This is a genomic window from uncultured Cyclobacterium sp. (assembly GCF_963977555.1).
In the GTDB taxonomy this organism is placed as follows: Bacteria; Bacteroidota; Bacteroidia; order Cytophagales; family Cyclobacteriaceae; genus Cyclobacterium.
Map to the genome: position 1 here is coordinate 246,827 of NZ_CAXBPD010000001.1, position 17,862 is coordinate 264,688.

Annotated in this window: 14 protein-coding genes; all 14 read left to right on the forward strand. The window is 39.5% G+C overall.

The window, feature by feature from the left end:
- Positions 1-20: 20 nt before the first annotated feature.
- The 14 genes from AAC073_RS00800 (at position 21) to AAC073_RS00865 (ending at position 17,856) form a co-directional block, all read left to right on the forward strand.
- On the forward strand, positions 21-1,019 hold the full coding sequence (locus AAC073_RS00800) for a DUF1080 domain-containing protein (RefSeq protein WP_339921926.1): 999 nt from the start codon (positions 21-23) through the stop codon (positions 1,017-1,019).
- A 29-nt stretch (positions 1,020-1,048) separates the two neighbouring features.
- Entirely contained in the window at positions 1,049-2,155 is a 1,107-nt protein-coding gene (locus AAC073_RS00805) for a PepSY-associated TM helix domain-containing protein (RefSeq protein ID WP_339921927.1), read from the forward strand.
- Positions 2,156-2,352: 197 nt separating this feature from the next.
- Positions 2,353-2,694 carry a zinc ribbon domain-containing protein YjdM gene (locus AAC073_RS00810; RefSeq protein ID WP_339921928.1) on the forward strand — a complete coding sequence of 114 codons (342 nt, stop codon included), beginning with the start codon at positions 2,353-2,355 and terminating at the stop codon, positions 2,692-2,694.
- A 559-nt stretch (positions 2,695-3,253) separates the two neighbouring features.
- Positions 3,254-5,698 carry a ligase-associated DNA damage response DEXH box helicase gene (locus AAC073_RS00815; protein WP_339921929.1) on the forward strand — a complete coding sequence of 815 codons (2,445 nt, stop codon included), beginning with the start codon at positions 3,254-3,256 and terminating at the stop codon, positions 5,696-5,698.
- Positions 5,699-5,784: 86 nt separating this feature from the next.
- Positions 5,785-6,912, forward strand: a complete 1,128-nt coding sequence (locus tag AAC073_RS00820; RefSeq protein ID WP_339921930.1) for a PQQ-dependent sugar dehydrogenase — start codon at positions 5,785-5,787, stop codon at positions 6,910-6,912.
- A 95-nt stretch (positions 6,913-7,007) separates the two neighbouring features.
- The gene (gene betA / locus AAC073_RS00825; RefSeq protein ID WP_339921931.1) at positions 7,008-8,678 is read left to right on the forward strand and encodes a choline dehydrogenase; all 1,671 of its coding nucleotides are present in this window, start codon (positions 7,008-7,010) and stop codon (positions 8,676-8,678) included.
- Complete coding sequence (locus AAC073_RS00830) at positions 8,675-10,153, forward strand: aldehyde dehydrogenase family protein (protein ID WP_339921932.1); 1,479 nt, start codon at positions 8,675-8,677, stop codon at positions 10,151-10,153. Before betA ends, AAC073_RS00830 begins: the two co-directional genes overlap by 4 nt.
- 72 nt (positions 10,154-10,225) lie before the next feature.
- Entirely contained in the window at positions 10,226-11,686 is a 1,461-nt protein-coding gene (locus AAC073_RS00835) for a sodium:solute symporter family protein (protein ID WP_339922235.1), read from the forward strand.
- Positions 11,687-11,689: 3 nt separating this feature from the next.
- The gene (locus AAC073_RS00840; protein WP_339921933.1) at positions 11,690-12,655 is read left to right on the forward strand and encodes a nucleoside hydrolase; all 966 of its coding nucleotides are present in this window, start codon (positions 11,690-11,692) and stop codon (positions 12,653-12,655) included.
- A gap of 90 nt (positions 12,656-12,745) precedes the next feature.
- Positions 12,746-14,386, forward strand: coding sequence for an acetolactate synthase large subunit (locus tag AAC073_RS00845; protein WP_339921934.1), 1,641 nt, complete (start codon positions 12,746-12,748; stop codon positions 14,384-14,386).
- Positions 14,383-15,780, forward strand: coding sequence for an aldehyde dehydrogenase family protein (locus AAC073_RS00850; RefSeq protein ID WP_339921935.1), 1,398 nt, complete (start codon positions 14,383-14,385; stop codon positions 15,778-15,780). Before AAC073_RS00845 ends, AAC073_RS00850 begins: the two co-directional genes overlap by 4 nt.
- A 213-nt stretch (positions 15,781-15,993) precedes the next feature.
- The gene (locus AAC073_RS00855) at positions 15,994-16,593 is read left to right on the forward strand and encodes a DUF1801 domain-containing protein (RefSeq protein WP_339921936.1); all 600 of its coding nucleotides are present in this window, start codon (positions 15,994-15,996) and stop codon (positions 16,591-16,593) included.
- Complete coding sequence (locus AAC073_RS00860; RefSeq protein WP_339921937.1) at positions 16,571-17,278, forward strand: DUF1801 domain-containing protein; 708 nt, start codon at positions 16,571-16,573, stop codon at positions 17,276-17,278. Before AAC073_RS00855 ends, AAC073_RS00860 begins: the two co-directional genes overlap by 23 nt.
- Before the next feature lie 35 nt (positions 17,279-17,313).
- Positions 17,314-17,856 carry a DUF1697 domain-containing protein gene (locus AAC073_RS00865; protein WP_339921938.1) on the forward strand — a complete coding sequence of 181 codons (543 nt, stop codon included), beginning with the start codon at positions 17,314-17,316 and terminating at the stop codon, positions 17,854-17,856.
- The last annotated feature ends 6 nt before the right edge of the window (positions 17,857-17,862 follow it).

The following is a 17,862-nucleotide window of genomic DNA, read 5'->3' on the forward strand; positions in this document are numbered from 1 at the left end:
TAACTCAAAAACAATACAAGATGAAACCTATAATTAGCGCTTTTCTATTTCTAATGATTGCCACTAATAGCTTTGGCAACACGCTTCCGAAGAATCAAAAGGCCAATCCGTTTTTAGGCATGTGGGGCCTGGAGGTCGAAGGCGGAGGTGTTGGTTGGCTTCATGTAAATGAAGACCAAGGTTTTCTAGATGCTGAACTTCTTTGGATCGGAGGAAGTGTATTGCCCGTTTCACATGTTTATCTAGCAGATGAAAACACCCTTGTAGTTACAAGAACAAACATTTCAAAGAAAAGTGATGACCGAAGTCATACGATCACCAATACCCTAAGAATAGTTAAGACAGGCGACACTTTAAAAGGAACCATGTCTGGCCCAAGAAGAGATGGAGAATACGTGGCTAATTTCACTGGTTTCCCAATGCCTACTATGCCAGATAAGCCAGATCTTTCAAAAGTAGTTTATGACAAACCCATAGCATTGTTCAATGGGAAAGATTTAACAGGCTGGGAGTTGATGAATCCCAATCAAGAAAATGGATTTAAAGTAATGAATGGAATCATGGTGAATGACCCGGTTCAACCTGAAAACGGAAAACACATTTCTTATGGCAATATCAAAACCAATCAGGAATTTGAAGATTTTAACCTAAAGCTTGAAGTAAATGTACCAAAGGGAAATAACAGTGGGGTTTATCTCAGAGGAATCTATGAAATACAGGTGGTAGACTCTTATGGAAACGACTTGGATTCGCACAATATGGGCGCATTGTACAGTCGTATTCAACCTAGTCAGGCTGCAGAAAAACCTGCTGGGGAATGGCAATCAATGGACATCACTCTTGTAGATCGTCATGTTACCGTAATATTAAATGGTAAGAAAATTATAGATAACCAACCCGCATGGGGACCAACTGGTGGAGCCATGAGTGCAGATGTACTTTCTTCAGGCCCTATCTATTTGCAAGGTGATCATGGGAATGTAAGCTATCGGAATATCGTTTTGACTCCTGTAAAATAATCAGGTATTAAATTAAATTTTATTACCTGATGTCTATTAGAAAAATCCTTGCTAAAATACACTTGATTATTGGCTTGGGAACAGGAATTTTATTCGCTATCATAGCACTTTCGGGAGCTTTATATACCTGGGAGCCTGAGGTTAGTCGCATAATCTATCAGCATGAAGTGGAGAAACAAGCCAAACCTTTTGTTCCTGTTTCAGCATTAATAAATACCATGAAACAAGCCTTTCCAGAAGGCGATTTTCGTACTGCACTATACCGCGATCAAGAAAGTAGTATTGAAGTGCTGTTATATGTACCAGGAACTTATTACCTGGCCCAAATCAATCCCTATACAGCTGAGCTCATTCATTTACAAGACATGAAACAAGGGTGGCTCAACCATTTAAAAAACTTGCATCGCAACCTTTTACTTGGAGACATCGGAAGAGAAATTGTGCATTGGGTAACTTTATTGGCACTGCTTATGCTGATTTCCGGATTGGTATTGTGGTGGCCAATTCGAGGCTGGCCAAAAAAGGATAAATTTTGCATCAAATGGTCAGTTTCTCCCAAAAAGTTGAATTATGACCTGCACAATATTTTGGGTTTTTATGCCACATGGATCCTTATTTTCAGTATTGCCACGGGAATATTTTGGGGTTTTGAGATCGTTAAAGATTTAACACAAGAAATCAGTGGAGAAAATGATATAAGCTACGACACCCCTCAATCCGCAATTTCTCCGGACAATCAAGATTCAGATCTCAACGAGATTCTAAATAGCTTAATTAAGAAATACCATTCTGAATTCTCCAATTCTCAGGTAAGGATTGGTATTCCACATAATAAAAATGAAGCCATCCACCTTTCAGTCATTGATCCATATAAGGGAATCAATGCTGTGGATCATTTTTATCATGATCGATACAGTGGAGATCCAATTCATGGTGATTTTCAAAATGGATTGTCTAATGAAAGAAGTTCCTATAGCCTAATAAACGGAATGGTTTATGACATTCATTTAGGTGGAATAATGGGACTTCCTGGCAGGATATTGGTGTTTTTTGCATCTCTTATTGGCGCTTCGCTTCCAATCACAGGATTTATTTTCTGGTTAGGCAAAAATAAGAATAACCGCAAAAACCGGTAAGAAGCTTATCTGTATCTATTAATGATCAAATCATTAGAATAGGTACTTCAAATTGAGCTAACGTTTAAGTTCCCATAGAAAATTCTAAATATACTTTATTTAATAAAAATCAGCGTTAATTTAAATGACTTCATAATATTAACAGGTTAAAATTAATTTTTTTCGCCTTATTTGCAGCAAACATTACTCTAAAAAATATGTCACAATTCCCACCTTGTCCAAAATGTCAATCTGATTTCGCTTATTCAACCGGAGGTCCGTTATTGACCTGTCCAGAATGTGCCCATGAATGGAACCCCGAAGAGAGCGTTTCTGAAGACTCCGGAATAGCGGTTAAAGATGCAAATGGAAATGCTTTAGTGAATGGTGATTCTGTTATAGTATTAAAAAACTTACCCGTAAAAGGTTACCCTCAACCTATAAAAGCAGGCACAAAAGTTAAAAACATACGCCTTACGAACGGTGATCACAATATCGACTGTAAAATTGCAGGTTTTGGCTCCATGGCTTTAAAATCTGAATTCGTAAAAAAAGGTTAACTAATCAAAACGACACTGCCGAGCTTAAACTGCTAGTAGGCACAAATTCTATATTTTTAATTTTAGCGAGGTACTTTTATTTCAAGGGCCACCTAAAACAAAATTAAGGGTAGAATTTGTGCCATAGGTCTGACCAATTAAATTAAGCAAGTTCCTATCTCATGATGTTTGTGCCATTGTGGATACTGAGATATTTTTTTTACATTTTAATTCACTCCTCTATTTTTTCTAGAAATATTGCTTTAAGGTAAAACTTACTATTAAGTCAGCAATAGCTCCAGCCTTCTCCTAAGAATTTTCATCTTTTCTAAGTTTTTGGGATAATTCTTGTTATACCCTTTGCTGCCGGCCAAATTATAAGCAAACAATCGATTACAAATGCTGTTTTAGAAATACCTAATAGTATTTGGTTTTGTAATCCTGAGAATAATTAAGTTTGGTTCTGTACCGATAATGATTTATAGCCCCTTGCTAATGGTATCAAAAAATATTCCTTGTTTCACATTAATCCTCTATTTATTAACAGTAGAATGGCCACAATTTATAGGAGTTAGGAGATATGAAAAATAACTGGGTAAAAGATTGGTATTCTTTAAGAGGAAGAACTCCACATGATTTTCAAAAAGCCTGCCTCAAAAATTACAGCGCGGGAAAAAGTGGCTTATTGAATGCCCCGACAGGTAGTGGTAAAACAATGGCCCTTTGGATACCTATATTAAACGAATATGTAAGCCAACACCCAGACAGTTGGAAAAAGCCTAAAAAGAATGGTTTACAGGTAATATGGATTACACCGCTGCGGGCACTGGCCCAAGACCTTAGCCAAGCCATGAAAGAAGTCTGTCAGGAAACGGGCTTGCCATGGAGGGTAGCTGTGCGGAATGGAGACACCACTATTGCTCAACGGCAAAAACAAAAAAGGTCCATGCCTGAGTGTCTTATAACGACACCTGAAAGCCTCCATTTACTCATCGCTCAAAAAGGTAGTAAAGATTTATTTAAAAATCTTAGAGCTATTGTTGTTGACGAATGGCATGAACTTTTGGCCAATAAACGAGGTGTTCAAGTACAGCTTGCCATAAGTTATTTGAGAACTATTATAAGAAAACCGCTTAAAGTATGGGGGATATCAGCCACTATAGGTAATCTGTCTCAGGCACATACCGTATTATTAGGCCCGCAAACGCCGACATTAATCGTTAGAAGTAAGCTTAAGAAAAAGATAAAGGTAACCTCTGTTTTACCCGATGAAGTGGAGAAATACCCATGGGCCGGGCATTTGGGTGTCAAACTTTTGCCAAAAATTATCCCAATAATAGAAAATAGCCAAACCGTATTGCTCTTTACAAATACTCGATCCCAAACCGAAATTTGGTACCAAAAAATCTTAGAAGCCAAGCCAGACTGGGCAGGTATAATGGCCATGCATCATGGATCTCTAGATCCAAAGGTTCGGGAATGGGTAGAAAGTGCTCTCCATGAAAAAAAATTAAAGCTTGTGGTATGTACAAGCAGTTTAGACCTCGGTGTAGATTTCAGGCCTGTAGACACCATTATCCAAGTCGGTGGACCCAAGGGCGTCACTAGATTTGTCCAGCGGGCAGGGCGTTCTGGTCATTCCCCTGGAGCTACCAGCAAAATTTTCTTTGTTCCCACCCATTCTCTGGAATTGATAGAAGCCAGTGCATTGAGAAAAGCCATAAGCAAAGGTGAGTTTGAAGACCAAATCCCCATGGAAGCCTGCTATGATGTAGGTGTCCAGTTTATGGTCACACTTGCTTTAGGTGATGGATTTGAATCTGAAAAGGCCTATCTAATAATCAAAAGCTGCTTTGCTTATCGCAACCTTACAAGAGAACAATTTGAATGGATGTTGGCTTTCATTACGGTTGGAGGGAAAGCATTGGGAAATTATGCGGAATTTTCAAAGGTCAACCTGTCAGAAGAAGGGCTTTATCGGGTAACTGATAGAAAAATAGCGATGCGTCACAGACTCTCTATTGGCACGATTGTAAGTGATCCAATGATTCAAGTGAAGTTCATTACAGGTGGATACATTGGTTCAGTGGAAGAGAGCTTTATCACCAAATTAAAACCGGGTGATTCCTTTTATTTTGCAGGGAGGAATCTGGAATTCGTTAAAATAAAGGAAATGAAAGCCTTGGTACGCCGGTCAAAAAAGAAAAAAGGAACAATTCCCCGATGGATGGGCGGCAGAATGCCTCTATCCTCTAGGCTAGCAGAAATGATCCGGCAGGAATTGCAAAATGCAGCCTTAAACCAATTGGATTCCGTAGAATTGAAAACGATTTTACCCATTTTGGCACTTCAAAAAACCATTTCAAGAATACCTGATCAAGACTCCTTACTCATCGAAAAATGCCAAAGTAAAGAAGGCTACCATCTATTTTTCTACCCATTTGAAGGGAGGTTCGTTCACGAAGTCCTGGCTGCTTTAATCGCCTACAGAATCAGCGTAAGTCATCCCATAAGTATCAGCATTACCATGAATGATTATGGCTTTGAATTGCTTTCTGAAAGCCCAATCCCGATCGAGGATAATTTAGAAGAAGACTTATTTCGTAGAGAAAATTTGATGGAGGACATTTTTGCAAGTATCAATGAAAGTGAAATGGGTAAGAGGCGTTTTAGAGAGATTGCTGCCATAGCTGGTTTAGTCTTTCAAGGATACCCAGGCAAAAGCATCCCTACAAGACACCTTCAAGCCAGTTCAGGAATTATATACGGCGTTTTTGAAAGTTATGATCCTGATAATTTGTTATTGGAGCAAGCTCAAAATGAAGTGGTTCAATTACAAATGGAAAAAAACCGTTTGTATCAGGTAATTGAACGCATAAATAAACATGAGATCCATCTTATAAATACCAAAAAAATCAGCCCTTTTGCCTTCCCCATAATGGTGGACAGATTAAGCCGAAACAATATAAGCTCTGAAAATTTGACTGACAGAATACTTCGGCTCCAAGTTGAACTGCTAGCTTAAAACTTGTTTTGGAGCATTTTTAAATTTAAATTAGCTTTTTAAATACCAAAATAAATCTAACCTATTCCAATTCTTACTTAGACCTTATGAAATCATTATTACTTACCCTTTTGGTGATCAGTTCGTATATGACCTGCATGGGTCAAACACCACCCAATGGCCCGGAAGCTACAGAACCTGAATGGAATGCCTATGACATCGAAACAGTAGTCGATGGTTTCAACATCCCATGGGGTTTAGCGATTTTACCAGATGGAAGCCTTCTTATCACGGAGAAATCCGGTGATTTGGTACATTTTGAAAATGGACAAAAAACCAATATTAAAGGATTACCTGAAATTTGGGCAAAAGGACAGGGAGGATTACTTGATGTTGCGTTGCATCCTGACTTTGAAAGCAATAAATGGGTTTATATCTCCTATTCATCCTCCAGAGGACCTGAAAAAGGAGCTCATACTGCTATAGGCCGAGGTCAATTAGAAGGCGATGAGTTGGTTAATTTTGAACGGTTATACAAGGCAACACCGAATACAGAAGCTGGTCAACATTATGGCTCTAGAATCGCTTTTGATAAAGAGGGTTACTTGTATTTCTCAATAGGAGAAAGAGGTGCGAAATTTGAAAATCCACAAGACATTACTCGTGACGGTGGTAAAGTTTATCGTCTATTTGATGATGGAAGAGTTCCTGAAGACAATCCATTTTACGACCAGTCTGGTGCAAAAAAGGCCATTTATTCTTATGGCCACAGAAACCCTCAAGGCATGGCTATTCACCCAAAAACAGGAAAAGTATGGGTAAATGAACATGGTCCTAGAGGCGGAGATGAAATCAATATTGTTCAAAAAGGAGCGAATTTTGGCTGGCCAGAAATCACTTACGGTATTAATTATGACGGAACAATATTAAGTGAAGAAACTTCTAAACCAGGAATGGAACAACCATTGTATTATTGGGTACCATCCATTGCACCAAGTGGTTTAGCTTTTATAACTGGAAGCAAATACCCTCAATGGGAAGGTGATGTTTTATCAGGATCTTTGAAGTTTGGTTATTTAGAAAAACTTACTTTAGAAAACAATAAGGTTATTAAAAGAGAAAAAATTATTGATGGATTAGGAAGAGTTCGAAATGTCGAAATAGGCCCTGACGGAATAATTTATGCTGGTATAGATGGTAAAGGGATTGTCAAAATTGTCCCTAAAGGAAATTAAAACCAAATTGCTCAAACAATGGCAATTGCTGCTAAAAAAATCAACTTTTAGCAGCAATTTCTTTTTATGACAAATCAATTGTCAAACATTACAGAATGTCAGAAGAAAAATATGATTTTATAATTATTGGTGGAGGTTCTGCAGGTTCCGTATTGGCCAATAGATTAAGTAAAGACCCCTCAAATAAGGTGCTTGTTATAGAGGCAGGAAGACCTGACCATGGTTGGGATTTTAGAATTCATATGCCTGCAGCGCTTACCTATCCTCTAACCAATAATTTTTACAATTGGGGTTACGAATCCGAGCCGGAACCACATATGAACAATCGGAAAATTTTTCAACCTCGGGGAAAAGTATTGGGCGGTTCGAGTGTTATCAATGGAATGATTTTCATTAGGGGAAATGCCATGGATTATGAAAAATGGGGCAATGAAAAAGGGCTGCAAAAATGGGATTATTCCCATTGTCTTCCTTATTTCAAACGTCTTGAAAACAGACTTGTTGGCGGTGATGCATACAGAGGTGATAAAGGCCCACTCTACCTGACCACTCCTAAATGTGACAACCCATTATTTAAAGCCTTTTTTGAATCAGTCCAAGAAGCAGGATATCCACTGACTGACGATGTCAACGGGTACCAGCAAGAAGGCTTTGGAAAGTTTGATGCCACCATTTATAAAGGTAAAAGATGGAATGCAGCAAGAGCTTATGTACACCCTATTAAAGATCGAGAGAATTTAACCATTCACTTAAAATCAAAAGTTAGCAAAATCTTGTTTGAAGGTACTACCGCCATAGGCGTGGATTATATTAAAAACGGTAAAAATGCAAAAGCTTTCGGTGAAAAAGTTATTTGCTGCGGCGGAGCCATTAATACACCACAAGTATTACAACTTTCTGGAATAGGCAATGGCAGCGAGCTACAGAAATTAGGCATACCTGTAGTCGCAGATCTCAAAGGTGTAGGTGAAAATTTACAAGATCACCTGGAAGTATATGTGCAATGGGCCGCTAAAAAACCTGTCAGTCTATACCCATCATTGAAATTTTACAACCAACCAAAAATAGGCCTTGAGTGGCTCTTTAATGGAACTGGTGTTGGCGCGAGCAATCATTTTGAGGCAGGAGGATTTATTCGGGGAAATGATACGGTAGCTTACCCTAATTTACAGTATCACTTTTTGCCTATAGCCATTCGATATGATGGTTCTGCCCCTAATGAAGGCCATGGCTTTCAGCTACATGTAGGCCCGATGAATACCGATGTCAAAGGACATGTTAAAATAAAATCCTCAGATCCGGGAATGTATCCCAGTATAAAATTCAATTACCTTTCCACCGAACAGGAAAAGAAAGAGTGGATAGAAGCCATCAAGGTTACAAGAAAGATTATCAATCAAACTGCTTTTGATGAATTAAGGGGAAAGGAATTGTCCCCAGGTGCTAGTGTAGAAACAGATGAGGAAATCCTTGATTTTGTTGCCAGAGAGGGAGAAAGTGCCTATCACCCAAGTTGTACAGCCAAAATGGGCTATGATGACATGAGCGTAGTAGATGCCAATTTAAAAGTCCATGGCATAGACAACCTGTACGTTGTAGATGCTTCTGTGATGCCTCACATTACCAATGGTAATATCTATGCTCCAGTTCTTATGATTGCCGAAAAAGCTGCCGACATTCTTCTAGGGAATACCCCTGTGGCTCCTTTAGAGGTTCCTTATTACAAATACCTTCCAGAAAAAGAACAAACCCATTCATCCAATTGATCAAAACTACAAATCTATATATTAACGGTTCCTGGCAAGATGCCATTTCAAAAGAAGTCAGAACCATTTACAATCCATTTGACAATCAGCCATTAGCCACAGTCGCAGAAGGCAATATAGAGGATGCGCAAAAAGCCATCAAGAGTGCCAAAGCTGCTTTTGAATCTGAAGCATGGCGAAATATTCCTGCAAGTGAAAGAGGAAGGATGGTCTATCTATTAGGTGACCTTATTGAGAAGAACAAAGAAGAACTAGCTGAATTAGAAACTTTAAATACTGGAAAAACCCTTGCTGAAAGCCTCTGGGACATGGAGGATATTGCCGGAATATTCAGGTATTATGGAGGGCTTGCAGACAAAAACGAAGGCGATAATATCGCTAGTCCAAATCCCAATAGTAAAAGCCTATTGGTAAAGGAACCTATAGGAGTGGTGGGCATGATTTGCCCCTGGAACTACCCCCTACTTCAGGCGGCATGGAAAATAGCCCCTGCACTAGCTGCTGGATGCACCATGGTGATTAAGCCAAGTGAATTCACGCCGTTAACCACCCTTTTATGGGCCAGTTTGGCAGAAGAAGTAGGATTTCCTAATGGTGTTATCAATGTTGTTTTAGGCCCTGGACATAGCATAGGTGCAGCGCTTGCCGAAAGCTGGGAGGTAGACATGATCTCTTTCACAGGAGGGGTAGTTACTGGAAAAAAAATAATGAAAGCTGCTGCGGGTAATGTCAAAAAGGTAGCCTTGGAACTTGGGGGTAAAAACCCACATATTCTTTTTGAGGATGCCGATTGGGAGACCGCAATTGATTTCATTTTGAATGGTGTGTTTTTCCATGCAGGACAAATATGTTCTGCTGGCACTAGAGTAATGGTGGCCTCTTCTATTCATGACAAGGTGGTGGAACATCTTAAGAAGAGAATAAGTAAAATCCGTCTCGGAAACGGATTGGATAAGGATACACAAATGGGTCCACTAATTTCTCAGACCCAATTGGATAAAGTGACAAATCACGTCCAAAGAGCCATAGAGCAAGGTGCTGAACTGATCGTTGGAGGGAAGAAACCTACAGACGAAGGATTAAAAAACGGTTTTTTTTACGAGCCTACTTTGCTTACTGGCTGTACTTCCGATATGGCGATTGTAAAAGAAGAAGTGTTCGGCCCGGTAATACATGTGGAGAAATTTGACACTGAAGATGAAGCCATTAAAAAAGCAAATGACACCATTTATGGTTTATCAGCTGGTTTCTGGACCCCTGATCCTCAAAAAATAGACAGGGTTTCAAAAGCCCTTCGATTTGGCACCATCTGGGTCAATGATTTCAATGTCTATTTTGTGCAAGCACCATGGGGAGGCTACAAACAATCAGGCCAAGGCCGAGAACTTGGCCATGCCGGACTGGAAGAGTTCCAAGAAGTAAAGCATATATATCAAAATTTCAACCCCTCGCCTTTAAACTGGTTCGGAAATTAAACCATCAAAGTTATCGATACCAAGACCTTAGGAATTTTCATAACAGTACTGTTTTATTTAATTATTCTTTACATAGGATACTATGCCAGTAAGAAAGAATCCGGTGACCAATCATCCCAAGGACTTTTACTAGCCGGTCGCCGAATGCCCGCCTGGATCGGGATTTTCACCATGACAGCGACATGGGTAGGTGGCGGATACCTCATAGGTACTAGTGAAGCCGTGTATGATAGTGCCAGAGGATTGGTTTGGGCGCAAGCTCCTTGGGGCTATGCCTTGAGTTTAATATTGGGCGGCTTGTTCTTTGCTAAAAAAATCAGAAGTTTTGGATTTACCACGTTCATCGATGTATTCGAGCATAAATACGGCAAAAAAACCGCTGCAATTTTATTTATTCCCGCACTAATAGGAGAAATTTTCTGGAGTGCTGCTATTTTGGCTGCTTTGGGCATAACCTTCGCCACCATTTTTGAATTGGACCTGAAGACATCAATAATGGTATCGGCAAGTATAGCCATAGGCTATACCATGATGGGAGGGCTATGGTCAGTAGCTTATACGGATGTAGTCCAACTTATATTTATTATAGTAGGCTTAGGCATCTCTATTCCATTCGCCTTAGATCAAATCGGAGGGATAGATGCTGCATTAACCATTTATGACCAACAGATAGCAAACGGCTTTACCTTATTCCCAAGTCTCAATGCCTTTACTGGAAATGATCCTGCATGGGGAAATAGTATTTGGGTGTGGCTGGATTTTGCCTTGCTCCTAATTATGGGAGGAATTCCTTGGCAAGTTTATTTCCAGCGGGTCTTGTCCTCAAACTCTGATAGATCGGCAGTCAGGCTATCCGTTTTGGGAGGGGTATTTTGTGCTTTAATGGCCATCCCCGCAATACTTATTGGCGTTGCCGGTGTAGGTTTTGATTGGACGCAATCTACCCTAGGTGTAGCTCCCGAACCGACCATGGTTTTACCTTATGTATTGTTAGAAATGACCCCCCCAATCATTGCAGCTTTGGGGCTTGGAGCTGTAGCCGCAGCAGTGATGTCATCAGTAGATTCATCTATATTATCTGCAGCTTCAATGTTTACCTGGAATTTTTACAGGCCATTGATCAACCCTTCTTGTTCAGACAAACAAATTAAAGCCTCAATAAGATTGGCTATATTATTTATCGGTATTATAGCTACCTGGCTTGCCTTAACCCTTCAAAGTGTATATGAGCTTTGGTATCTTTGCGCCGACCTTGTTTATGTCGTATTATTCCCTCAATTGGTGATGGCATTGTACTTTAAAAAAGCAAATAAATATGGAGCCATTGCAGGAATTATCATAGGCTTATTTTTGAGGTTTGGCGGTGGTGAACCCATTTTCGGGATATCTCCATTTTTGCCATACCCTATGGAGGATCCTCTCGCAGGAATAGAATTTCCGTTCAGAACTTTCTCTATGTTTTGCAGTTTAATAATTATTCCAATAGTGTCTTTGCTTTTCCCTGATAAAAAGAAATTAATAAACCCTCGGTAACAAATGATTCATCGACTTAAAATACTTTTTATTCTATCTTTTGCCATTTCAATACAGCTAAATGCGCAAGTACCCATCATCCTTGATGCTGATTTGGATTCTGACGTAGACGATGTCGGCGCATTAGCTATGCTTCATACCTTAGAAGACAATCATCGAATCAAAATTTTAGGTGTGGTAGTCACCAGCGATGATTTAGATGCACCTGCTTGCGCCGCAGCGATCAACACTTATTATGGCAAACCTGATATTCCGATTGGCATTGAGAACGGGGTTGCGCTCAGGAGTTTCTCAAAGTACACGAAAACTTTAGCCAATACCTTTCCTCATCCATTAAAGGAAGGCAGACAGCCTGAAGATGCCACGCAACTTTACCGGAGATTGCTTGCCAATTCTCCGGACAATAGTGTTATTATTATAAGTATTGGCCATTTGACAAATGTGCGGAATTTATTGGAATCTAAGCCTGATGACGCAAGCCCATTGGACGGGAAGGAGCTGATCAAAAAAAAGGTTAAACTATGGTCTTGTATGGGAGGGCAATTCCCAAAAGGAAAAGAAGCCAATTTTTACCGTCCGGACCCTCAGTCTACCCAAGTTTCTGTAAAAAACTGGCCAGGTGAAGTGATTTTTTCAGGTTGGGAGATTGGAAATGACATCATCACTGGTGCTGATTTTCTAAAAAACGCATTAAGTACTGAGCATCCTGTAAGCCTCGCCTACAAATTATTCAATGGTTACTCAGGAAGACAAAGCTGGGACCAGACTTCTATACTTGTCGCACTTTCTGAAAAAAAATATTGGAATTTGAGTTCCAAAGGCAATGTAATTGTTAATAAAGATGGGAGCAATACCTGGCAAGAAGACCCCAATGGTTTACACCAGTACCTCATTGAATCTTTGCCTCCTTCTGAAATTGCAAAAATAATTGATGCGCTGATGATTGGGATATATAGGCCTGGTTTTTGATGTATTCGTTACTCCACGGATTGTTTATTCAAATATCGATTTTATCAATCCATAAATTAAAATTGACACCCCAACCAAAATTTTTATTGTATGAAAGCATCTGATTTATTTGTAAAAGCACTGGAAAAGGAAGGTGTTGAATATATTTTTGGCCTCCCTGGAGAGGAAAACCTCGATATATTAGAGTCTCTGACGCACTCAAAAATAAAATTGATTTTAACAAGGCATGAGCAAGGGGCAGGTTTTATGGCCGCTACTTATGGGAGATTAACAGGTAAACCAGGTGTATGTATGTCTACATTAGGACCTGGGGCTACCAACTTGTTTACTCCAGGTGCTTACGCTCAATTGGGTGCCATGCCGATGTTAATGATAACAGGACAAAAACCTATCAAGAAAAGCAAGCAAGCGCGCTTTCAAATTATTGACGTAGTCGATATGATGAGACCGATCACCAAATACACCAAACAAATTGTTGATGGCAATGTTATCGCCTCAAGCATCCGTGAGGCTTTTCGCATTGCTACGGAAGAACGACCTGGAGCCGTACACCTTGAACTCCCTGAAGACATCGCTCAGGAAGAGGTTGAAGACCATGTTTTCGAGGTAGTAAATCATTTATTACCAAAGCCCGATGATGCTGCGATTTTAACTGCAGCGGAAATGATTCAAAATGCTAAAATGCCATTGTTGCTTATTGGTGCAGGTGCCAACAGGACGGTTATATGCAAGGCACTCGCTGAGTTTGTAGATAAAACGGGCATCTATTTTTTCACTACTCAAATGGGAAAAGGGGTAATAGACGAAAGACATCCACAATATCTCGGTACCGCTGCGCTTTCCAGTAATGATTTTGTACATGCTGCAATCGATGAATCTGATCTAATCATTAACGTTGGCCATGATGTAATTGAAAAACCCCCTTTCTTCATGAAACAAGGTGGGAAAAAAGTAATCCACGTCAACTTCTCTCCAGCAGAAGTAGACCCTGTATACTTCCCCCAACTCAATGTAGTCGGCGATATCACTAGTTCTGTGGAGAAATTATCCGAAGCAGTAAAATCGTCAAAAAGCTGGGATTTTAATTTCTACAAAAAAGTGAAAACAGAAGTTTCGGCCCATCTCGGTAAATATTTTGAGGACGAACGCTTCCCTACCCTACCCCAGAGATTGGTGAATTCATTGCGGAATAAGCTTGGAGAAAAAGATGTGATTACGCTAGACAATGGTGTCTATAAAATATGGTTTGCAAGGAATTACACCTGCTACCATCCCAATACCCTTTTACTAGACAATGCATTGGCAACCATGGGAGCAGGACTTCCTTCAGCCATGTGCGTCAAATTGCTAAACCCAGACAAAAAAGTGGTAGCCATCTGTGGTGATGGAGGATTTATGATGAATTCTCAGGAGCTCGAAACAGCTGTTCGCTTAGGCCTAAATATGGTGGTAATCATCCTCAATGATGAATCCTATGGGATGATAAAATGGAAACAAAAGGACATGGGGTTTAAAGATTTTGGCTTAGATTTTAAGAATCCTGATTTCGTCCAGTATGCCAATAGTTATGGCGCTCATGGCCACCGTCCCGAAAGTGACAAAGATTTACAAGAGATCCTGGATAAAGCGCTTAATAGTCCGGGGGTACACGTAATCGACCTGAAAGTTGATTACTCTTTAAATCATCCGATTTTAAATGTAATGTTAAAAGAAAAAACTTCGAAGTTATGAATGAGGAATTAAAAGTATATTCACCTTATGACAATACACTCATAGGTACTTTACCTATGGTCAGTGCTGATGAGTTGGAAGAAAAAATAGTTACCGCTCATACCCTTTTTCAAGATAGAACTCAATGGATTCCAGCCCATAAACGGATCGCTATACTGGAAAAAGCACGTGAATTAATGGAGGCCAAGGTAGAAGAGTTGACCAATACTGCTGCTCAAGAAGGTGGAAAACCCTATCAAGACTCTAAAGTAGAAGTTAAAAGAGCCATAAACGGGTTAAAAATCGCCACTGAAGAAATCTCTCATATGAAGGGTGGACAAATTCCAATGGGAATTACCGAATCCTCTGTGAATCGATTGGCCTTTACCATTCGCGAACCGATTGGAGTAGTGGCTTCCTTGTCTGCGTTTAATCACCCATTGAACTTAATTGTTCATCAGGTAATAACAGCCTTCGCTGCGGGTTGTCCCGTCATCGTAAAACCAGCCAGTAAAACGCCTTATTCTTGTCTTGCCCTTGTAGAAATACTAGCTGAGGCAGGCGTTCCAGATGGTTGGGTCCAAACGATCAATTGTAGCAATGAACTTTCAGAAAAATTAATAAGTGATCAACGAATAAACTTTCTATCCTTTATTGGATCTGCTAAAGTTGGCTGGTCCCTAAAATCAAAAATGGCACCAGGAACGAGGTGTGCATTGGAACACGGAGGGGCAGCACCTGTAATAGTTGAACCTGATGCTGTAATGGAAGACATGTTACCCTTATTAGTGAAGGGTGGCTTTTACCATGCTGGACAAGTATGCGTTTCTGTTCAAAAGGTATTTGCTCATCGATCCATTGCAGAAAAACTGGCAAAAGACATCGCTTCAGCTGCAAAAAAATTAAAAGTAGGTGATCCTTTATCGAAGGATACAGAAGTTGGACCATTGATCCAAACCGGAGAAGTGGATCGTGTAGATGAATGGGTCAAAGAAGCAATATCTGGCGGAGCTGAGCTGTTATGTGGAGGTAATAAAATTGGCGATACTTGTTATGAACCTACCGTATTACTTAACCCATCAAATGATGCCAAGGTCTCAAAACTAGAGGTTTTCGGCCCTGTAGTTTGTGTATATGCCTATGACGATAGAGAGGAGGCCATCGCTTTGGCCAACAGTCTTGAATTTCACTTCCAAGCGGCTGTTTTCACAAAAGATTTAGACGTTGCCTTAGATACGGTTCATCAATTAAATGCTACCGCTGTTATGGTCAATGACCATACCGCCTTTAGGGTAGATTGGATGCCTTTTGGTGGTAGAGATGCTTCGGGTGAAGGTATGGGAGGAATTCCTTATTCTATGCATGAAATGACCCGTGAGAAACTCATGGTCTTCAAAAGCAAATTATTACCATGATCCATACTTATTTCTAAGATAAAAAAGGCTTTTCAATTGATTTGATAAGCCTTTTTTATTTCCACCTAATCGCATAATGCCTTTTATATGATTTTTCCTATTAGTAAACCATTTCTATTTTTACAGTCTAAAACACAAACAATAAATTATATTTTTGCATGGTTAAAGATATTGTGATATTTTAGGGTACACTTATACAAATTACCTGTGGCTATGAATACTGATGTCGATTTTTATTTCGCCAAAGGCAAAAAGTGGCAAGCAGAAATGACACTGTTGAGAAAGGTCATTTTAGAATTTCCATTATTTGAAGAATTAAAATGGGGCGTCCCCTGCTATACAATGCCCTCAAATACCGCAGAAAAGAAATATAATAATGTGCTTCTGATTCATGCTTTTAAAGAGTACTGTGCCGTGTTATTTATCAAAGGTGCAATATTAAGAGACCCAGATAAGCTCCTTATACAACAAACTGAAAATGTACAGGCAGCGAGGCAAGTAAGATTTACCAATGAAGAAGAAGTATTGAACCTTACCCCCGCCTTGAAGGTCTTGATAAAAGAAGCCATTTCAGTAGAGGAAAAAGGCTTAAAAACACCCAAGAAAAAAACCATTGAATACACTATACCTATAGAATTTCAAGAAGAATTGGACAAAAGCCCAAATCTACAAGTTGGCTTTAAATCGCTAACACCTGGAAGGCAGCGGGCCTATCTATTGTTCTTCTCTTCGGCCAAGCAATCCAAGACCCGATCCACAAGAATTGAAAAATGCAGGGACAAGATCCTTAATGGAAAAGGCTTGGATGATTAAAAGACCATTTGCCACAAATAGAACCAATAAAATAGCATCCATGAACTTAGGTGTTGACAGTTATTTAAAAGAAGGATGTGGACGTTGCCCATTGGGAGCAACTCCTGCCTGTAAGGTAAATAACTGGAAGGAGGAGATGAAATTCCTAAGGAAAATCATCCTCAGCTGTGGCTTAACAGAGCAGGTAAAATGGGGCGTTCCATGTTACACAACTCCTGTACCTGAAAGCAACAAAACAGAAGGCAATGTACTTATAATGAGTGTACTAAAAGACTATTGCACCATAAGTTTTTTTAAGGGTGCCTTACTTACAAATTTAGACAGCATGCTTGAGAAACCTGGAGAGAACACCCAAGCAGCACGACTAATCAAGTTCACTAGCATCGAACAAATATTGGTAAATGAGGAGCAAATTCGAACTTTGATTTTTGAAGCAGTGGCCGTAGAAAAGTCAGGGTTAAAGGTAAAAATGAATAAAGCAGTCACGAAAAACTTACCCGAAGAATTAAAATTAAGATTCATAGAGCACCCTGACTTTGAACTGGCTTTTTATGCATTGACCCCGGGAAGACAGAGAGGTTATATTTTGTATTTTTCCCAACCAAAGCAATCCAAAACCCGGGTAGCTAGAATAGATAAATATCTCTCCAATATTTTGGATGGAAAAGGCATGCAGGATAAATAGCTTGGTCACAATTTAAATAAATTCATACCATAAATATGGAAAAACGAATCGCAATATTAAGAGGAATAAATGTTGGTGGTAAAAGGAAAATTTTAATGGCGGACCTAAAATCCATGTTTGAAGATTTGGGTTATAAAGAGGTCTTGACTTATATTCAAAGTGGTAATGTCATCTTCACTGCTGAGAATAAAATGAGTGATATCCAGATGGCCGATTTAATCGAACAGGCAATAAAAAGTAAGTTTGGCTTCGATGTTCCGGTTATCGTCAGAACTGCCCAAGAATTAAACAATACTTTTAATGAAAACCCTTTTTATGGGAAAGCGGATACAGATATTAACAAGCTTCACATAACATTCTTAAACAAGGAACCTGAAAAGGGAAATTTAGAGAAAATTCAAGCCTTGGAATTTCCTCCAGACAAGTTTCTGGTTAAAGGGAAGGATATTTTTATCTATTGTGATGGGAAATACCATCAATCCAAGTTGACCAACAACTTTTTTGAGGGAAAACTAAAGACCAGTGCAACTACCAGAAACTTAAAAACTGTTTCAAAACTTTGTGAATTAAGCCAATAAAAATCC